We start from the raw sequence: 18,563 nt of genomic DNA, 5'->3' as shown, positions 1-18,563 counted from the left end.
CAACGAGCCGATCTGCGTCGAGGTCAAGGCCCGCAGCTGCGTGGAGGCCAGCGTGCCGATCTGATCCGTCGTCAACAGACCAACCTGCGTGCTGTTCAGGCCCGCAATCTGGCTGGTCTGCAAGCCACCCAGCTGCGTCGAGGTCAGCGCAACAACCGCCGTCGTCGTCAGGGCGTTCAAATGACCCGTCGTCAGGCCCGGCATCTGGGTGGCAGACAGACCACCAAGCTGCGTCGTCGTCAGACCCGCAAAGTCAGACGTCTCCAGAGCGCGAAGCTGCGTCGTCGTCAGACCGCCAAACTGCGTCTCCGTCAGCGCCGACGTCTGAGTGGTGGTCAGCGCGGCAATCTGGGCCGTCGTCAGACCACGCACCTGCGTCGTCGTCAGGGCAGCAAGGTCCGTCGTCTCAATCGCACTGAACTGCGTAGAGGTCAGCGCGGTCAACTGGAGCGTGGTCAGACCTGTGATCTGATCTGTTGTCAGCGCCGCAAGGTCGGTTGTTTCAATAGCCCGAACCTGGGTCGTCGTCAGCGCGCCAAGCTGCGTCGTGGTCAGTGCAGCGGCTTGCGTCTCTGTCAGCGCCGCCACCTGCGTTGTGGTCAACGCACGAACCCATGTTGTCGGCAGAACCGACAACTGAGTTGTTTCCAGGGCGCCGACCTGTGTGGTGCTAAGGGCGCCGATGCTGGTTGAGGTCAGCGATGCAAAAGCCGTGGTCGACAACGCACCAAGGGCCGTGGTGCTCAAGCCCACGACCTGCGTTGTTCCGATTGTCACCAGCTGACTGGTACCAAACGCTTGAATCTGATCGGTTGTGAGGGCACCCGCCTGCGTCGAGCTGAGCGACCGTATCTGGGTCGATGTCAGCGATGCGATGGTGGTGGTGGTCAACGCAGCGACTTGCGTTGTCGTGAGGAAAGACAAGACCGACATGGCTGTTGCTCCGACGCCCAGGTTTATTGGAGGAACAAGTCAAGACACGGTGCTGCCACACCATCGCCTGCGACTCACGAGCACGCCCCCGCAGACGCGCTCTAAACCCAATGGACCTCTGGAGCCTAACGCCGGATACACGCAGCCCATCTTATGGAATGCATTAAGCATCCAAGATAAACCGAGTCATTCCCCTTTTGGAGTAAGGCACCCAAATTTTTTGGGCCTGTATGGATATGATACCTCTTTCGGGCGGGAGTCAAGACGCATTTCTATTGCAGCTTTATGTCGACCCGTCATGACCCCAAAGACGCCCCCCCAAAAGGAAGACCAGGGATAAATCCACAATAACACGGGAATTTTTTCTCGTGAATTTTGGAGAATCCCTTTAATTTCGGATCGATAGGTTTACCCCCTCGGAAAATAGGCCTCCCTTGTCCCCCCATATGACGGCCTTGCGCTGCCTTTTCCTGATTGCCATGCATCATGGGATTCAGCTTGCGCCAGAAGAGCTACCCATCAGTGGCGCTAATGATATCAAGGGCTCTACCTTGAAGGCGATGCGCGCTGTCGGCCTGAAAGGCCGCACGTTGGAGCGCTGCAGCTGGGAAAAGGCCGGGCAGTTGGGAACAGCCTATCCGGCCTTTGCGATTCGCAAGGATGGCACTTGGGTGGTGCTGGCCCACATCATCACCGCCCCCGATGGCCAGCGTTTTGCGGCAGTTCTAGACCCGATCACCGAGCAGGAGGGCGTGAAGCTGCTGACGCCGGAACAGTTCATGGCGGACTGGAGCGGCACACTGATCATCTGCAAGCGCGTCTATGCGCTTACCGATGATAACCAGCCCTTCGGCTTTCGCTGGTTCATGCCGGAGATCGTCCGCCACGCCAAGTTGTTCCGTGGAGTCGCCATCTCGGCCTTGATGGCCAACCTGATCGGCCTGGGCATTCCCATGCTTTTTCAGGTACTCATCGACAAGGTCATCAGCCACCAGAGCTATCAGACACTTTTTGCTGTCGTGCTGATTTTCATCGTGCTGACCATGTTCGATGGCTTCTTCAGCTATGTGCGGCAAAACCTGATGCTGCTGGCATCAAATAAGATCGATGCCAGACTGACATCGCGCACATTCCAGCATCTTCTGGGGCTGCCGCTTTCTTTCTTTGAGACCAACACGGCCGGCGTATTGGTACGACATCTGCAGCAGACGGAAAAATTAAGACATTTTCTGACGGGGCGCCTGTTCCAGGTCATCCTGGACGCGGCAACCTTACCGATTCTTGTTGTGCTTCTGGTGTTTTATTCCGGCAGCCTGACCTGTGTGGTGCTCGCTTTTTCGCTGGCGATCGCTTGTGTGATCGGCGGCATGGTGCCCCGTTTCCGGTCAGAACTTGATCGGCTTTATCAAACGGAAGGTGCCCGTCAGGCGCACCTGGTGGAGACAATCCACGGTATGCGGGCGGTGAAATCATTGGTGCTGGAACCGCTGCGCCAAAAGGAATGGGACAATAAGGTGGCCCAGGCCGTGCGTCGGCATGCCTCTGTCGGCCGTATCGGCGCGCTCGGCACCGTCATCACCAACGGCCTGGAAAAGCTGATGCAGATCAGCGTATTGGCCGTTGGTGCCGTTGAGGTTTTTGATGGCAGCCTCAGCTTGGGCGCCTTGGTTGCCTTCAATATGCTTTCCGGGCGCGTCACCGGTCCCCTGGTCCAGATGGTTGCCCTGATCAATGAGTATCAGGAAGCCTCTCTTTCCGTGAAGATGCTGGGTACGGTGATGAATTCGGTGCCGGAACGATCTACCCGGTCCCGTCCTTCCCGCCCCCTGATCACCGGCGATATCCATTTCGATAGCGTAACGTTCCGCTACAGCGCGGGTGCCAATCCCGCTTTGCGGCATGTTTCCTTCACGGTGGAGGAAGGGCAGGTCATCGGGGTGGTCGGTCGTTCCGGTTCTGGAAAGACCACGATCACCCGCCTCATTCAGGCTATCCATTCGCCGCAGGAAGGGATGATCCAGCTGAATGGTGTGGACCTGCGCTACATTGACCTCAATCACCTGCGCCGGTCCATCGGCGTTGTGTTGCAGGACAATCTGCTGTTCCGCGGCACCATCCGCGACAATATTGCCGCTGCGCGGCCCGATGCCCAGATGCCGGAAATTCTGGAAGCGGCACGGATGGCCGGTGCAGATGAATTCATCAACCGGCTGCCAATGGCCTATGATACGTTTGTTGAAGAGAATGCGGCGAACTTCTCCGGCGGGCAACGCCAGCGTATTGCCATTGCGCGGGCCCTGTTGACGCGCCCGAGGCTGTTGATTTTCGACGAAGCAACCAGCGCCCTGGATCCGGAAAGCGAGGCTGTCGTGCAACGGAATCTCTCTGACATTGCCCGCGGCCGCACCATGGTCATCGTTTCACACCGCCTCTCCTCCCTGGTGACGGCAGATAAGATCATTGTGCTGGAGCAGGGTGAACTGGTGGATTTTGCACCCCACTCGGTGCTGCTTGAGCGCTGTGATATCTATCGCCATCTTTGGCAAACCCAGACGCAGCATATCCAATGAACGCGCCCTTGAAGAAGCTGGTCCCAGCCGCCCTGTGGCGACGCGCCCCATCGGTGCCTGCCAATCTGATAACGCCGGAGGCGCTGCCTTTCCAGGAAGACCTGGAAGAGGTGATTGCCGAACCACCACCGCCAATCCTGGGGAAGCCGCATCTGGCCGTCGCCACCCTGTTCGTCCTGTTGATCACGATCTCCGGTCTTGTTGAGGTCGATATGATCGTGGCAGGCTCGGGGCGCCTGCTGTCAGAAAGCCCGGCCATCGTTCTGCAACCCTTGGAGCGATCCATTGTTCGTGAGATCAATGTAAAGCCCGGCGATGCTGTGAAGAAAGGACAAGTGCTCGCGACCCTTGATCCAACCTTTGCCGGTGCGGATAAGGCGAGCTTGACTGCCCAACAGAAATCCATGATCGCCCAATTGCAACGATTGGGCGTCGAAGTGGCCGGGGAACCGCTGCCAACATCCATGGAGCTGTCCGAAGACCCGGACATGGTTCTGCAGGTCAATCTCTACAGGCAGCGTCAGGCGCAATATACGTCCACATTGGCGTCATTTGATGGCGAGATCGCTAATTTGCGGGCGGGCCTGCGGACCGCCCAGGATGATCGCACTTCTTTAAGCCAGCAGCTTGCCGTGGCACAGGACGTTGAGAACCTCCGCGATGAACTGTTCCGTGGGCAAACAGGCTCCCGCTTGCAGCTGCTGGACGCCCGGTCGAACCGCCTGCAGGTGGACCGCGCCCTGCAGAACACGACCAATCGGCTGAACGAGCTGAATTCCAGCCTGTCAGCCAAACTGGCACAGCGCCAATCCTTCATTGACCAATGGCAGCGGGAGTTGCTGGAAGAGCTGGTGCGGGTCCGCAACCAGGCTGTGCAAATTGATGAGGCCCTGACAAAGGCTGTGCGAATCAGCGATCTGGTCCGGTTGACCGCACCGCAGGATGGCATCGTTCTGGAGGTGGCGAAACGGTCCGCCGGATCCGTGGCGCGTGAGGCGGAAGCCCTGATTTCCATGGTGCCTAGCAATGTACCGCTGCTGGCGGAGATCACCATCCGTTCATCCGATGTCGGCTATACCAAGCCGGGAGATCAGGTGGAGGTGAAGGTCGATGCCTTTCCCTTCCAGCGCCACGGCATGTTGAAAGGCAAGTTGCAATCGATCAGTCAGGAGTCGTTCGCCGCCAACGGGGCAACTGAACAAACGGATGCACAGCGGGCACCGCTTCCGGCGGATAGCGGTGCGCTGCACCGCGGTCGGGTGGAGCTTTTATCCACGGAGCTGACCAATCTGCCGGAAGGGGCACATCTGATCCCCGGCATGACAGTCCGTGCCGAGATCAAGGTCGGACAGCGGACCATTCTGTCCTACTTCCTTTATCCCATTACCCGCGGCTTCAGCGAAGCGATCCGCGAACCCTGATAGGGGGTGCTTGGTCTGGCGCGTCAGGCCAGATCAAGCACCCCTCCCCTTCAGATCGGTCGCTTGAGAACACGTTCCATCGCCGCCTCGAACTGGCGGGTGAAGCGTTCCGTGTTGCCGATGCTGCGCATCCATGCCTCCCCCCCATCCAGGCGGGAACGCAAGGCCTGATAACGCGCAGGGTCATGGGCCAGCGACACCGCCAGCTCCACATAATCGGCGCGATTGGTCGTCACCAGCTCCGGCAAGCCAACGGCCGTCAGCAAGGCACTGGCCATGCGGGAGGCAAAAGGCTCTCCCTGAAGCGTGAGCAAAGGCAGCCCCACCCGTAGGGCATCACTGGCCACAGTCCCCGCATTATAGGGGGTGGTATCCAGGAACAGATCGGCCATCGCCATCCGGGCCTTGTAATGATCGGGTGACACGCGGGGAGCGAAGATCAGTTGTTCTGGCCCGACGCCCCGCTTGGCGGCCTCGGCGAGGATATTTTCCCGCGCCTTCTTTTCGTCGCTGACCAGCCAGAGAACACCATGCTTCACCCGGCGCAGTATCTCCATCCAGGCGTCGAACATCTCCTCCGTCAATTTATAATGATTGGAGAAGGTGCAGAAAATGAACTTGTCCGCCGGCAACCCCTCCCCTTCACGGCTGACCGGGGGGAGTTGCGGGGCACGGCTATCATTGGCCTGATAGAGATCATCCAGGTATAGCGGCTTCGGATGATACTGGTCGGCGATTTCAGGCGGGATCACATGCCGGTCGGCAATCAGGTAATCCAGCTCCGGAATCGGCAAGCCACCGATATAACCCAAATATGTCGCCTGAACCGGTGCCGGCTTCCACCGCAGGGTCTCCATGCGGGCGCCCTTGGTCAGGCCATTGAGATCAATGAGAATATCAATCTCGTCGGCCCGAATTCGCTGGGCCAGTTCCGCATCCTTCAGATGGGAGACCGGAATATGGTGATCCAGAGCGGCAACCACCCGGCGGCGAATATCGCTGCCATCCTCACGGGATGAGCAATAGCCAAACACCTCAAACTTTGACCGATCGTGACGCTCCAGCAACTCCACGATCAGAAAGCTCATGGCGTGGGCACAGAAATCCGACGACATATAACCAATGCGGATCCGGTCATGCCGATACCCTTCTGCCGGGGCCAGAAGCTGCGGAGCCGGCTTGATTTTCCGCTCCAGCCATTCCCGGGTGATCTGTATCTGGTCTGCCACCCGGTCAAACAGCGACAAAGCCGCCAGAGGCCCGCAATACCGTTTCACTTCCTCTGGCGACATGCCCGGAAGGGGCGGGGCAAATACAGGCCAGGCGCAAATGGCCTGACGGTTCAGGCTCCAATGCTGGATGGCATCGGGCTGCCGGGGATTGGTCAGAAGCGAGCGGTAAAGCACTTGTTCCGCCCCGTCCGGATCCCGTTTTTCCTCGAGAACACGGCCGATCTGATTAAGCAGCATGGTGCGTGCTTCGTCAGGCTGCAGAGCAGCGCGCCAGACGGCGAGGGCGCCGTCCGCATCACCGGCACCGCTTTTGATGATCCCGATATTATAGGCAGCCTGATAAAGATCAGGCTTCAGCATCAGCGCATTCTGGTAGGCCGTTACAGCATTGGCCTGATCCCCGGCGGCCGACAGTTCAACCCCAAGGTTGAACCAGACACCAGGCCCCCCGGCAGCGGCATTGCCGTGAACTTCCAGCCAGAGCTTGTAAATCTCCACCACGATGGCGGGTGTATAGGGCCGGGCCTGATCGACCAGTGCGGACAATCGGACAAAATCAAGCTGCGGCATGATGCTGCGCAGCCAAACCTGTTCACCCAACGGCATCGAAGCCACAGTGGGGCGACGGGCGATCAGGGCAAATTGCGGTGCAAAATCCATGGTCACAGCCATGTCTCCATCCATCCGTCAGAATCGGTTCACTGCGGGCCGGGAGCCGGCCAGAGACGTTTGTCGTAAGGAATGGGCGAGTAAGAATGCCGCCGCGCCAGAACTGCCCGATAGCGTTCCTCATAATCGGGAAGGAAGCTGGGCTCCACGCTGTCATGATCCAGCGCCGCGCCGATCTCCAGGTAAAGGTCAAGATTGGTAAGGTCAGGCTGCGGCACCTGGCCATCCTGCCATTCCTGCCAAAGGCGTTCACACAACGCCTCCATCTCCCGCACAAACAGGGGGGTATCGAACAGGACACAAGTGTCCCGCTGCGCCCGCAACTTTTCACGCACCGCCAGCAGGCGCGCCGGATCGCGCCCCAGCTCCACGGCAAGCCGCACATAGGATTCCGGGCTGTCGCAAACCAGTTCCGGCATTCCGGCCGCCCGCACCAGACTGGCACAGACGCGGGAGGCGAAATTGCGCCCCGGCACCGTGATCACCGGCACCCCCATCCACAGCGCATCTGAAGCCGTGGTGTGCGCCCCATAGGGCAGGCTGTCCAGGAACAGGTCGGCCAGGGGATAACGCGCCAGATGCATGGCATTGGGCATACTGGGGGCAAAGATCAGGCGGGCAGGATCAATACCCTGGCTGGTCGCCTCTTCCCGCAACCGCTGCGCCACCACCTCTTGCCCGCAGAGCAGCCACAGAACCGAATTGTCGACCTGCCGCAACACGTCCATCCAGCGGGCGAAGGTAAAGGGTGAAATCTTCTGCGGACCGTTGAAGCTGCAGAAAACCACCGCATTTTCCGGCAGCCCCAGTTCCGTCCGGGTGGGCACCTTGTCGGCGACGACACGTAAACTGTCATTCGGTTGGTAGCAGGGCAGACGCACCACCTTTTCCGAGCAGTATTTCTCCAACTCCGGCGGAATGATGAAATCATCGGCGATGATATATTGATGGTAGGGGGTGCCCATCGTGCCGGCATAGCCCAGCCAGTTGACAATTACCGGCGCCGGCCGGCGCGCCAGCATACGGGTCCGGCCGTCTTTGGTGTGGCCGTTAATGTCGATCAGAATATCGATCTGTTTTTCCCGGATCAGGCTGGCCGCCTGCTCATCATTCAAATCATTGATATCAAACCAATGTTCCACATTTTCCCGAATCCGGGCCTTGATCGGATCTTCGGCCTGGAAACCGCAGAAGAAGGCAAAGACCTCCACCTTGCTGCGGTCATGCAGGGCCAACATCTCCGCCGTCAGATAGCCAATGGCATGGGCCCGCAGGTCGGAAGAGAGATAGCCGATGCGCAAACGACCATCGGCCGCGCGCGGCCGACCGCGATAATCCTCCAGATCATGGAACGTCTCGGCCCAGCCCACTTCCTTGCAACTATATTCGTAGGCAGAGGCGAGGTTGAGCATCGGATCATCGGTGTAGATCGCCATGCTCAACGGGGCCAGCGCCTTGATCATCTGCGGGGCCGTCAGCCCCGCCACCGGGTTGATCACCGGCCAGCGGCAGAGGCGCTGACGCGACGACACATAATGCTGGATCACTTCCCGCTGATTGGGGTTTGTCTCCAGCGAGAGACGCAGCACCTCTTCCGCTTCCGCCGTGCGGTTCAACTTGGTCAGCAAGCGCGCACGCTGCTTGAAGGCGGTCAGACGGTAATTCAGGGTGACTTCATTTGCCGCCCCGGTCAGGCTGAGGGCATTGCCCCAGAATTGCAGGGCCATATCCTCCGCCCCCAGCCGTTCCAGCACGGAGCCCAGGTTGATATGGGCGGGCACCAGATCCGGCTTCAGCCGGATCGCCTCATTATAGGCATGCAGGGCCGCCTGGTCGTTCCGGTTATCGCCCAGCAGCACCCCGTAATTGAACAAAACAGCGGGAAGCAGCGGGTCATCGGCATGGCTGTCGATCCATGTCTTGTAAAGGCTGATGGCCTCCCCCAGGGCGCCGCCCGCCGCCAGCTTATTGGCACCACTCATGACATCAAGCGCGCTCAGATGCTGCACTGCCCATCCCCGTTGCTTCGTCGTCGCTACACCATCACCGGCCGGCACCATATCGCACAAGCACCACAGCATCGACGGTCACTGACAGGTTCCGTGGAAGCTCCGGTAACGATCCCTATGATTTGTCTGATGCCTTTGGCATTAAAGATTTCGGGCGCGGTGGGCCCTCTGCCTTTTGTTTATACCGACAGTTGATGGCAGATGCCACGACTTAAGCTGAAATGCCGAAGAGGATGATAAAGGCTTGGCACCATTGCCGGCCAACAGTATTTGTTGCCAGCAACCTGGGGGGAATCGTGGTGGCTGGCGTTTTGCGTAATCTGGGGTTTGGCTTGCTGCTGCTGGGGTTGGCCGGCTGTACGACGCACAGCCCACCGGCTGCACCCGCCGACCCGGAACTGGTATTCTGGGAAAGCATCCGCAACAGCCAGAATCCGGCGGAATTTCAGGCCTATCTCAATGCCTATCCCAACGGGCGCTTCGCGGAACTGGCACGCTTGCGCGTCAAACCACCCGCGGCGCCCGCCCCCAGCCCCACCCCGGCGGCGCCCAAGAAGCCCGCGGCCAAGCCACAAGCCAAGAATAACGTCCGCCCGCCGCCGCCGGCCCATCGCCAGGGGGAGCCGTCCATTGTCGATGCCCCGGCCCCGCCGGTGATGTGGGCGAAGATCGAAGCCCTGAACGGGGAGGCGGGGCCGGCCCTGCGCAGCCAGCTGATGGATTGCTGGACGCCCCCCGCCGTTCCGGCCGGCAATGGCAATATGCGGGCGGAGATCGGGGTTTACTTCGATGATGCGGGCCAGGTGCGCGGGGCTGCCTTCCTGGCCGGCAACAAGGATATGAGTGATCCGATCTTCGCCAGCTTCGTGCAGAGCGCGCTGGCCGCCCCGATGGATGCGGCCTGCCGGACAAGCCTGCGCCTGCCCAAACAGGCCGGCGATGCGGACAACCAGCGCCGGGGCGTGGTGATGCTGTTCGCCCTGGACAGCCCGCCCTGACGCTGCTCAGCGCAGGGCGTTGCTGATCAGGTAATTGGCATAATCCACCGGCTTCAGCCGGATGGGTGCCCGCTCGCTCTCCCCTTCCAGGGCGCGGGCCAGCACGATGTGGCGCTGCACGTCAGTATCCGTCAGCTTGTACAGTCCCAGTTCCCCCTTGATGCGGGGATAGTAGGTGGGGTCCACCTGCTTCTGCCGCTTGGCCAGACGTTCCAGCACCGCTGTCTCGTCCAGATCGGTTTCCACCTGCTTCAGCAGCTTCCAATCGGTTTCACCGGCCATGCCTTTGGCCAGCAGGACCGCCGGGTCGCCGTCGCAGACCCCAACCTTGAAGATATTCTTGCCCAGCCCGACATCCGAGGCCCATTGGCAGATATTGGCGCTGCGCGCCACATAGAGTGCGGCCATTCCCGTTTCCCTTGGCGAGGGCCGGCACACGGACCGGCATCTGTCTTGCGCTATAGCATGAAAATGGCCTGCGTCCAGCCGTTCCACGCTGCCTTTTCATTGTTCGGGTGCGCGGTATCAACGTCGCCCAGGAAACAGGCAACCGGGATAGGCGGCGGCGCCAAAAAAGGCACCGCAGTCCGGAAACGCTTGAAAGTCCGCAGCTTAAAGTTCATTTTATTATCATTGATTGCCTAATATTTGGACTGGTTATTCATGAAATCACTGATAATATTCACGCCCATAAAGCTCCAGAAAAGGAGCAGGAGCAAAATAATCGCAACAAATCAATCCAGCAGGCACCCTACGTGACGAGCATGATGCGCAATCTGGCCCGGTCGGAACTGAATTCAACCCCAACCAGCGGCAATGCCGCCTCACCAGAAACCATCATTGCCCTGGCGCGGGAGGTGGCCGACGTTTCGGCGCTGCGCACCGGGGCCATCGGTGACATTACCCGTCGCACCAAAATACTGGCCCTGAATGCCAAGATCGAGGCGGCGCGGGCCGGCAGCCATGGCGCCGGCTTCGGTGTTGTTGCGGCGGAGGTACAATCGATTTCCAGCGAGATTGATGAGGCCGCCAGCCGGATGCGGGATGAGATTGTCGGCAGCGCCCATCGGCTGCACCGCTTGGGCCAGGAACTGGTGGGCTCCATCCGGGGTCAACGCCTGGCCGATCTGGCGCTGAACATGATCGATATTATCGACCGCAATCTCTATGAACGCTCCTGCGATGTGCGCTGGTGGGCCACCGACAGCGCCATGGTCCAGGCCCTGGAAGCACCTTCGGCAGCAACGGCGACCTATGCGGCCGAACGGCTGGGCGTGATTTTGAAATCCTACACCGTCTATCTGGATATCTGGGTGGTAGATGCCAATGGACAGGTCATCGCCAATGGCCGGCCCCAGCGCTATGGGGTGCGGGGCCAGTCGGTGGCGGATCAAAGCTGGTTCCGGGATGCCATGGCCACCCGCCATGGCGGGGAATTCGCGGTGGCCGATGTCGCCATCAATCCGGCCCTGGCGGGGCAACCGGTTGCCACCTATGCCACCGCCATCCGGGCCGGCGGGGCGGAAACCGGCCGGCCGCTGGGTGTGCTGGGCATCTTCTTTGATTGGGCGCCCCAGGCCGGCACCGTGGTCAATGGGGTGCGGCTGACGGAAGATGAACGGCTGAGCAACCGCACCAAATGCCTGATCGTGGACAGCAATTTCCGGGTGCTGGCAGCCTCTGACCGGGCACTTCAGACCACAGCCCCCTATCCCCTGAAAACCGGCGGGCGCGATACGGGTTATTATCAGGCCGACGACGGCACCATGGTGGCCTTCGCGCTGACGCCCGGCTATGAAACCTACAAGGGGTTGGGCTGGTATGGCCTGATCGTGCAGAAGCCGCTGGAAACAGTGGCATAAAGGTTCTTTGCCCTGACGCGCCGACAGGGTCGGCGCGTCAGCATGGTTGGGGCTCATACTCAGTTGCCTTGATCAGAACCTATAGGTTCTGATCAAGGCCCTCAATCGCCGGCGCCAACATCCGTTGGCTTGGCTTCACGCGGCACGTGCCGCGCGGCGGCAGTCGCCGCCGTACCAAGTTGCGATGAGTTCACATCATCGCAACTTGGTATCAGGCCTTCTGAACCCCCGGCTTCTTGGGATCGACGGCAAATTTGGCGCGGGTGGAGAGCTTGCCCCCCCGCTCCGTCACCTTGTCCAACACCTTGAATTCCATCTCAAACCGCTTGTGGTTGACGTCGCAGATGCCATAGCCGCGCTGATCATTGATCAGCTTGATGTGCGGGTTTTCCGCCAGCATTCCCTTGGCGTTGGGGCGCATGTCGCTGCCATCCCCGCCCGAGGAGATGGAGGTGACGACGAACTCCGTCGCCACCACGGGCGTCGACTGGTCCATCGGATCCAGCTTGAGGTCGCCGGCGAAGTTCTGGTGCTCATCACCGGTCAGCACCACGGTATTGCGGATATTATTGTCGCTGAGATGCCGCAGCAGCCGCTTGCGGGCCACGCGATAGGGATCCCAGCTATCCATGTTGCGGATATCCTCTGGCCCCGGCTCCCGGTCGCAGGCCATCATCATCACCTGCTGGGCCAGGCTGTTCCAGCGGGCAGTGGATTTGGCCATATTGTCATACAGCCAGGCTTCCTGCCGGTCGCCCATCACCGTCAGGGCGGGGTCGTCCACTGCCGGACAGGCGGGACGGAAACCATCATTGCAGGGCTGGTCGCTGCGATATTGGCGCGTGTCCAGCACATGCATGTCCAGCAGGTCACCAAAGGTAAAGCGGCGGAACAACTGGATATCCGGCCCATTGGGAATGGAACTGCGGCGCAGCGGCATATGTTCATAATAGGCCTGGGCCGCGGCAGCCCGGCGCAGGCGGAAAATTTCCGGCGGCGTGCCATCCTTGTCGAAATCGCTGACCCAGTTGTCGACGATCTCGTGATCGTCCCAGACGGTGATCCAACTGGCCGCCATATGGGCCTGCTGCAGATCGGTATCCATCTTATAGACGGCATAGCGGCGCCGATAATCATCCAGCGAATAGGATTCGGGCAATCCTGTCAGGCGCGGCGTCGGCTCGGCCCGGTTGGTATTTCGGCTGAAATAGAAGGGCCGACCGCCGCTTTCATAAATGTAGTCGCCATAATGATAGACGAAATCCAGCTCTTCCCGCGCCAGCAGATTATAGGCGGTGAAGAAGCCCTGTTCGTAATTCTGGCAACCGACCACGCCGAAGCGCAGTTTCTGCAAAGGCGCACCGGCTGCCGGCGCCGTGCGCGCCACACCTTGCGGCGACCGCTCCCCGCCGCAGCGGAAGCGGTAATAATAGGGACGGCCGGGCTGCAGCCCCGTCACTTCCACATGCACGGCATGGCCCAGTTCCGGATGGGCCTTGGCCTGTCCCTTGGCAACGATATTCTTGAACTGCTCGTCCCCGGCCACTTCCCAACTGACCGGGATCACATCCTTGGCCATGCCGTAATCGGGCTCCAGCGGGCGCGGGGCCAGCCTTGTCCAGATGACGAAACCGTCCGGCCAGGGGTCGCCCGAGGCGACGCCCAGCTGGAACGGATAATCCAGGAAATTCATCTGCCCGAAAGCCGGACGCACCAGGGATGGCACCGCCAGGGCCGCCACGGCGGCACCGCCGGCAAGGCGCAGCAACTGGCGGCGGGTGGCAAGCAAGGGCGCGGGCAGGACGGGCTTCATCATCGAACCTGACATAAAGAGAAATGGCGGTCCTTTGACGACCGCCAAAGGGCTTCTGCCATCAAAGCCATGGCAAAAACAAGGGGACGTGCCGCCGCACGCCCCCTGGATAGGTTAAACGCCGATCGGCCCGCCGCCCTTGCGGCTGACCACCACCACAGAGGGGCGCGGCGGCAGGGTAGGCTTGAAATCCGGCCAGCGGGTGCCGGGATCGGCGAAGGTGGCGCGGCCGCCACTCTTCGTCACCTTCTCCACCCCATCGGCACCGGGGTGCTGGACGGAAAGGAACAGAGCCGAATCATCCGGGTTGAAGCTGGGGCCGGTCATCTCCGCCCCGATCGGCACGCGGAAGAACATGCGGGCGGTGCCGCGCAGCGGGCCTTCGGTTTCCACCGCCCAGATGCCATCGGCATCGCCGCTGGTCCATTGCCACTTATTGCCCTGGTCGGTGCCCACCCACAGCCGGCCCATGCTGTCAAAGGCGCAATTATCCGGGCAGGCGAACCAGCCATTGGCCGTGGTGGCTTTGTTGAAGCTGGCGCCCGTCTTCGGATCGGCCGGGTTGCCGGCCTTCAGCAGGATTTCCCACTTATAGGTGCTGGCCGTATGGTCATCGCCGGGCGGCAGCATTTCCACAATATGGCCCCAACTATTGGCCGGGCGCGGATTGGCCGGGTTCACCTGGGCCTGCACCGGGTGGATCGGGTCAGCCTTGGCCCGGTCATCATTGTTGGTCAGCATCACATAGACGCGGCCGGTCTTGGGATTGACCTCGATATCCTCCGGCCGGTCCATGCGGGTAGCACCCAGATGCGTGGCGGCCAGCCGGGCGCTGATCAGCACATCGCCCTGATCCTTGAAGCCATTGGCGGCCGTCAGCGGCCCCTGGCCATGCACCAGCGGCAGCCAAGTGACGCTGCCATCGGCATCGAAGCGGGCGACGGACAGCGTGCCCTCCTCCAGCAGTTTCATGTTGGCCTTGCGGTCGGCCGGGTTGAACTTGCCCTTGGAGATGAAGCGATAGACATGCTCGAACTTCTGGTCGTCGCCCATATAGACGATGACGCGGCCATCCTTGTTCAGATGCACCCCTGCCCCTTCATGCTTGAACCGGCCGAGTGCGGTCAGCTTGCGCGGGGTGCTGGTGGGGTCATAGGGATCAATCTCCACGATCCAGCCGAACCGGTTGGCCTCATAAGGCTCCTTGTTCACATCAAACCGCTCGTCAAACCGGCCCCATTGATAGAAGGGGGACGGGATGGTCATGCGGTCATAATTGCGCTGTTCCGGGTGGGACTGGTCGATCTTGCCCATGAAATAGCCGTCGACATTCTCCTCCCCCGACAGGATGGTGCCCCAGGGGGTCACGCCACCGGCACAGTTATTCATCATGCCGATGACGGTGCGGCCTTCCGGGTCGGCCTTGGTCTTCATGCGGGCATGGCCGGCGGCGGGACCGGTGATCGTCATCGCCGTCTTCAGGGCGCTGATGCGGCGGTTATATTTGCTGCCGCGGACATAGGCCCATTTGCCATCCTTGCCGCGCTTGATCTCGACGATGGAGCCGCCATGGGCGGCCATCTCGATCTCCGCCATCTCCTTGGTGATGGCTTCCGGGGCGTAACGATCCTGGCCTTCCGGCACCAGACCGGGGAACATCAGTTCGGCGATGGTATATTCATGGTTCACCCACAGCAGGCCGTGATCGGCGCTGTTGGACCCCAGCGGCAGCGGCATGAAGGCGGTGAAGTCGTTATTATAGCCGAACTGCTTCAACTGGCTGTCGGCCGTCTGCTTATAGGGGTCGAATTCCGGGCTGTCGGCGAACAAGGGCTCACCCCAGCGCAACAGCACATCGGCATCATGGCCAGCGGCGACATGGTGGTGATCATCCACCCCGCGCGTGATTTCCTCAAACACAAAGCTGAAACCGTCCTTGCCCCCCTTACCGGCGGCGGGGGCGGCCTGGGCGGCGGCATCGGCGATCCCGTCGGGCAGCGGCACGGCCGGACCAAAGGCGGCGATGGCCGCCGTACCCAGCAGGCCGCGCAGGATGTTGCGGCGGCCGAGACGCTGTTGCACCACCTCACCGAAGGTCGGTTCGCTCTCCGGGCTGCTGCCGCGATTCTGGACCGCTTCGAACTCTTCCAGGGTGATGCTATCAACGGACATGGGCCGGAAACTCCAATAGGCCGGAACCGGGCAAAGGCCGGGCCGGTGGCGTCAAACATATGCCGCCGCTTATAGACCCATGATGCTACAGTTATTTGACAGTCTGGCCGACAGCGATCCTCTGCCCGTCCGCGAAACAAAATATCCGCCATATCTTGCCCCCGCCCGACGAACTGGCTAGCTTGTGCGGCTGGTGTGACGGTAGCGTTCCAACCTTTGCGAGGGTGGGCGCGTACAGCCTTTTTTCGGAACGGTGCCGATGAATTTTTTTCGCCGTGCCGCCTGCGCGGCCGCTCTGACCCTGTCTGTTGTCGCAGCCGCCCCCGGCGCTGAATCCGAGAAGACATTTGCCCCTGCCATCGTCTTTGACATGGGTGGCCGGTTCGACAAATCCTTCAATGAAGGGGCCAACCAGGGGGCGGAGCGATTCCGGGCCGATACCGGGGTCAATTTCCGCTGGTTTGAGATCACCAACGAGGCGCAGCGGGAACAGTTCCTGCGGCGGCTGGCCGCGCGCAACGCCAAGGTGATCGTCGCTGTCGGCTTTTCCATGGCCCCTTCGGTGGAAAAGGTGGCCCGGGAATATCCCGATGTCCGCTTCACCCTGATCGACGGGGTGGTCGACCTGCCCAATGTGCAGTCGGTGGAATTCGCCGAGCATGAGGGCTCTTATCTGGTTGGCGTGCTGGCGGCCCTGGCGTCGAAGACCGGGACGGTCGGATTCGTCGGCGGCATGGATATTCCGCTGATCCGCCGGTTCGTCTGCGGCTATGAACAGGGCGTGAAGGCGACCAAGCCTGACGCCAAGGTGATTTCGAACATGGCCGGTTCAACGCCCACCGCCTGGGCCGATCCCACGCGCGGCAGCGAACTGGCGAAAAGCCAGATGGACCGGGGCGCGGACGTGATTTTCGCCGCCGCCGGCCAGACCGGCCTGGGCGTGCTGCAGGCCGCCGCCGATGCCGGCAAGCAGGGCATCGGCGTGGACAGCAACCAGAACCACCTGTTCCCCGGCCATGTGCTGACCAGCATGATCAAGCGGGTGGATGTGGCGGCCTATAATGCCTTCAAGGGCGTGATGGACGGCACCTGGAAGCCCGGCCATCAACGGCTGGGCCTGACAGAGGAAGGCGTGGGCTGGGCGCTGGATGACAATAACCGAGCCCTGATCACCCCGGAAATGCTGGCCGCCGTGACCAAGGCGGCGGATGAAATCAAGGCCGGCACCCGCCATGTCGTGAATTACAGCGACAAAGATAGCTGCGTCTATTAAGGCCCATCGGTTGAACACCCAACACCACGGATGCACGCAGTGACCGTCACGCCGGCCCCGCATTCTGCCCCGAAACCCGCCCATGAATGGGCGGTGGAGCTTGTCGGCATCGACAAGCGCTTCGGCCCTGTCCATGCCAACAAGGACGTCACGCTGCGCTTTGCCCCCGCCTCCATCCATGGGCTGGTGGGGGAGAACGGGGCCGGCAAATCGACCTTGATGAGCATCCTTTACGGCTTCTACCAAGCCGACAGCGGCCAGATTCTGGTGCGCGGCCGGGAAGTGGCGATCAAGGGATCGCAAGACGCCATCGGCCTTGGCATCGGCATGGTGCACCAGCATTTCATGCTGGTGGAAACCTTCACCGTTCTGGAAAATCTGCTGCTGGGTCACGAGGGCGGGCCGCTGCTGGCCCCCGCCGTGGCCCGCGCCCGCAAGGAGGTGGAGGCGCTGGAGCGCACCTTCGGCCTGGAAGTGCCGTTGGATGCGCTGGTCTCCGACCTGCCGGTGGGTGTGCAGCAGCGGGTGGAAATCCTGAAGGCGCTCTATCGTGGCGCCGATGTGCTGATCCTGGACGAGCCGACGGCCGTGCTTTCCCCACCGGAGGTGGCGCAACTGTTCCGCATCCTGGAACGGTTGCGGGCGGAGGGGCGCACCGTGGTGCTGATCACCCATAAGCTGAAGGAAATCATGGCCATCACCGACCATGTGTCGGTGCTGCGCCGGGGGGCGGTGGTGGCGGAATTCGCCACGGCGGCGACCAACCGGCAGCAATTGGCCGACGCCATGGTAGGCCGCAAGGCCAACCTGGAGGTGGAAAAGGCCCCGGCGGCGGCCGGGCCCGTGCTGCTGGCGGCAGACGGCGTGAATGTGGTGGATGCGCGCGGCGTCACCACCTTGAAGAATGCCAGCCTGACCGTGCGGGCCGGGGAGATTGTCGGCGTGGCCGGTGTGGCCGGCAATGGTCAGTCGGAATTGCTGGAAGTGCTGTCCGGCATGTTGCCCTTTGCCAGCGGCACGCTGACGATAAAGGGGGAGGTGCTGAAGGCCGGCAGCGCCTATGACCCGGCCGATGCCCGGCGGCGCGGTCTGGCCCATGTGCCGGAAGACCGGCTGAAACTGGCCGTGGTGAAGGAATTCCCCGCCGCACAGAGCGCCATCCTGGGCTATCACGACGATAAGCCGCTGGGGCGTGGCTGGCGGCTGGATTGGAAGCGGGTCACCGCCAAGACGGCGGAACTGATGGAACGGTTCGATGTGCGCCCGCGCGATCCCTCACTGCGCACCGCCCTGTTCTCCGGCGGCAACCAGCAGAAGCTGGTGATGGCGCGGGAGATGGAGAAGGAGCCGGACATTCTGCTGGTCGGCCAGCCGACGCGCGGGGTGGATATCGGCGCCATCGCCTTCATTCACAAGCAATTGGTGGGCTTGCGCGACCGGGGCAAGGCGATCTTGCTGGTTTCCGCCGAACTGGACGAGATCATGGCCCTGTCCGACCGCATCCTGGTGATGTGCGACGGGGAGATTGTGGGCGAATTGTCCGCCGCAGAGGCCACCGAGGGCCGTATCGGCAGCATGATGGCCGGCGTCGCATCCGGCGAGGAACAGTAA

Annotated in this window: 11 protein-coding genes and 1 pseudogene; 6 read left to right on the top strand and 6 right to left on the bottom strand. The window is 61.4% G+C overall.

Features of this window, described 5'->3' with window-relative positions; genetic code table 11:
• Positions 1 to 933 (bottom strand): annotated as a pseudogene (locus PCJ49_RS16055) (heme utilization protein); the annotation flags it as partial.
• Positions 934 to 1,379: 446 nt separating this feature from the next.
• Between PCJ49_RS16055 and PCJ49_RS16050 the strand changes: the two are divergent.
• Positions 1,380 to 3,503: a peptidase domain-containing ABC transporter gene (locus tag PCJ49_RS16050; protein ID WP_269911812.1), complete on the top strand. Its 2,124-nt coding sequence runs from the start codon at positions 1,380 to 1,382 to the stop codon at positions 3,501 to 3,503.
• A gap of 8 nt (positions 3,504 to 3,511) precedes the next feature.
• Positions 3,512 to 4,924: an HlyD family type I secretion periplasmic adaptor subunit gene (locus PCJ49_RS16045; RefSeq protein ID WP_269911811.1), complete on the top strand. Its 1,413-nt coding sequence runs from the start codon at positions 3,512 to 3,514 to the stop codon at positions 4,922 to 4,924.
• A gap of 50 nt (positions 4,925 to 4,974) precedes the next feature.
• Here PCJ49_RS16045 and PCJ49_RS16040 read toward each other — a convergent pair whose 3' ends face one another.
• Together PCJ49_RS16040 and PCJ49_RS16035 are read right to left on the bottom strand one after the other, a co-directional pair.
• Positions 4,975 to 6,828, bottom strand: a complete 1,854-nt coding sequence (locus tag PCJ49_RS16040; RefSeq protein WP_269911810.1) for a glycosyl transferase family 1 — start codon at positions 6,826 to 6,828, stop codon at positions 4,975 to 4,977.
• A 26-nt stretch (positions 6,829 to 6,854) separates the two neighbouring features.
• Entirely contained in the window at positions 6,855 to 8,807 is a 1,953-nt protein-coding gene (locus PCJ49_RS16035; protein ID WP_269911809.1) for an O-linked N-acetylglucosamine transferase, read from the bottom strand.
• 326 nt (positions 8,808 to 9,133) lie between these two features.
• Here PCJ49_RS16035 and PCJ49_RS16030 point away from each other — a divergent pair, with 326 nt between their 5' ends.
• On the top strand, positions 9,134 to 9,832 hold the full coding sequence (locus PCJ49_RS16030) for a hypothetical protein (RefSeq protein WP_269911808.1): 699 nt from the start codon (positions 9,134 to 9,136) through the stop codon (positions 9,830 to 9,832).
• Between the two features lie 6 nt (positions 9,833 to 9,838).
• Here the strand turns inward: PCJ49_RS16030 and PCJ49_RS16025 are convergent, their stop codons facing one another.
• The gene (locus PCJ49_RS16025; RefSeq protein WP_269911807.1) at positions 9,839 to 10,240 is read right to left on the bottom strand and encodes a hypothetical protein; all 402 of its coding nucleotides are present in this window, start codon (positions 10,238 to 10,240) and stop codon (positions 9,839 to 9,841) included.
• A 356-nt stretch (positions 10,241 to 10,596) separates the two neighbouring features.
• Here PCJ49_RS16025 and PCJ49_RS16020 point away from each other — a divergent pair, with 356 nt between their 5' ends.
• Positions 10,597 to 11,694: a methyl-accepting chemotaxis protein gene (locus PCJ49_RS16020; RefSeq protein WP_269911879.1), complete on the top strand. Its 1,098-nt coding sequence runs from the start codon at positions 10,597 to 10,599 to the stop codon at positions 11,692 to 11,694.
• A gap of 211 nt (positions 11,695 to 11,905) precedes the next feature.
• Here PCJ49_RS16020 and PCJ49_RS16015 read toward each other — a convergent pair whose 3' ends face one another.
• Both PCJ49_RS16015 and PCJ49_RS16010 read right to left on the bottom strand, forming a co-directional pair.
• Positions 11,906 to 13,510 carry an alkaline phosphatase D family protein gene (locus PCJ49_RS16015; protein ID WP_269911806.1) on the bottom strand — a complete coding sequence of 535 codons (1,605 nt, stop codon included), beginning with the start codon at positions 13,508 to 13,510 and terminating at the stop codon, positions 11,906 to 11,908.
• Positions 13,511 to 13,621: 111 nt separating this feature from the next.
• Positions 13,622 to 15,679: a PhoX family phosphatase gene (locus tag PCJ49_RS16010; RefSeq protein ID WP_269911805.1), complete on the bottom strand. Its 2,058-nt coding sequence runs from the start codon at positions 15,677 to 15,679 to the stop codon at positions 13,622 to 13,624.
• Positions 15,680 to 15,938: 259 nt separating this feature from the next.
• On the opposite strand from PCJ49_RS16010, the gene PCJ49_RS16005 reads away from it, so the two are divergent.
• Both PCJ49_RS16005 and PCJ49_RS16000 read left to right on the top strand, forming a co-directional pair.
• On the top strand, positions 15,939 to 16,952 hold the full coding sequence (locus PCJ49_RS16005) for a BMP family ABC transporter substrate-binding protein (protein ID WP_269911804.1): 1,014 nt from the start codon (positions 15,939 to 15,941) through the stop codon (positions 16,950 to 16,952).
• 39 nt (positions 16,953 to 16,991) lie between these two features.
• Positions 16,992 to 18,563 (top strand): ABC transporter ATP-binding protein, encoded by a 1,572-nt coding sequence (locus tag PCJ49_RS16000; RefSeq protein ID WP_269911803.1) that lies wholly within the window; start codon positions 16,992 to 16,994, stop codon positions 18,561 to 18,563.

Origin of the sequence: Niveispirillum sp. BGYR6, from assembly GCF_027568365.1 — a bacterium.
GTDB lineage: Bacteria > Pseudomonadota > Alphaproteobacteria > Azospirillales > Azospirillaceae > Niveispirillum.
Note: the sequence above shows the minus strand (reverse complement) of the source record. Positions and strands in the feature narration are given on the sequence as shown.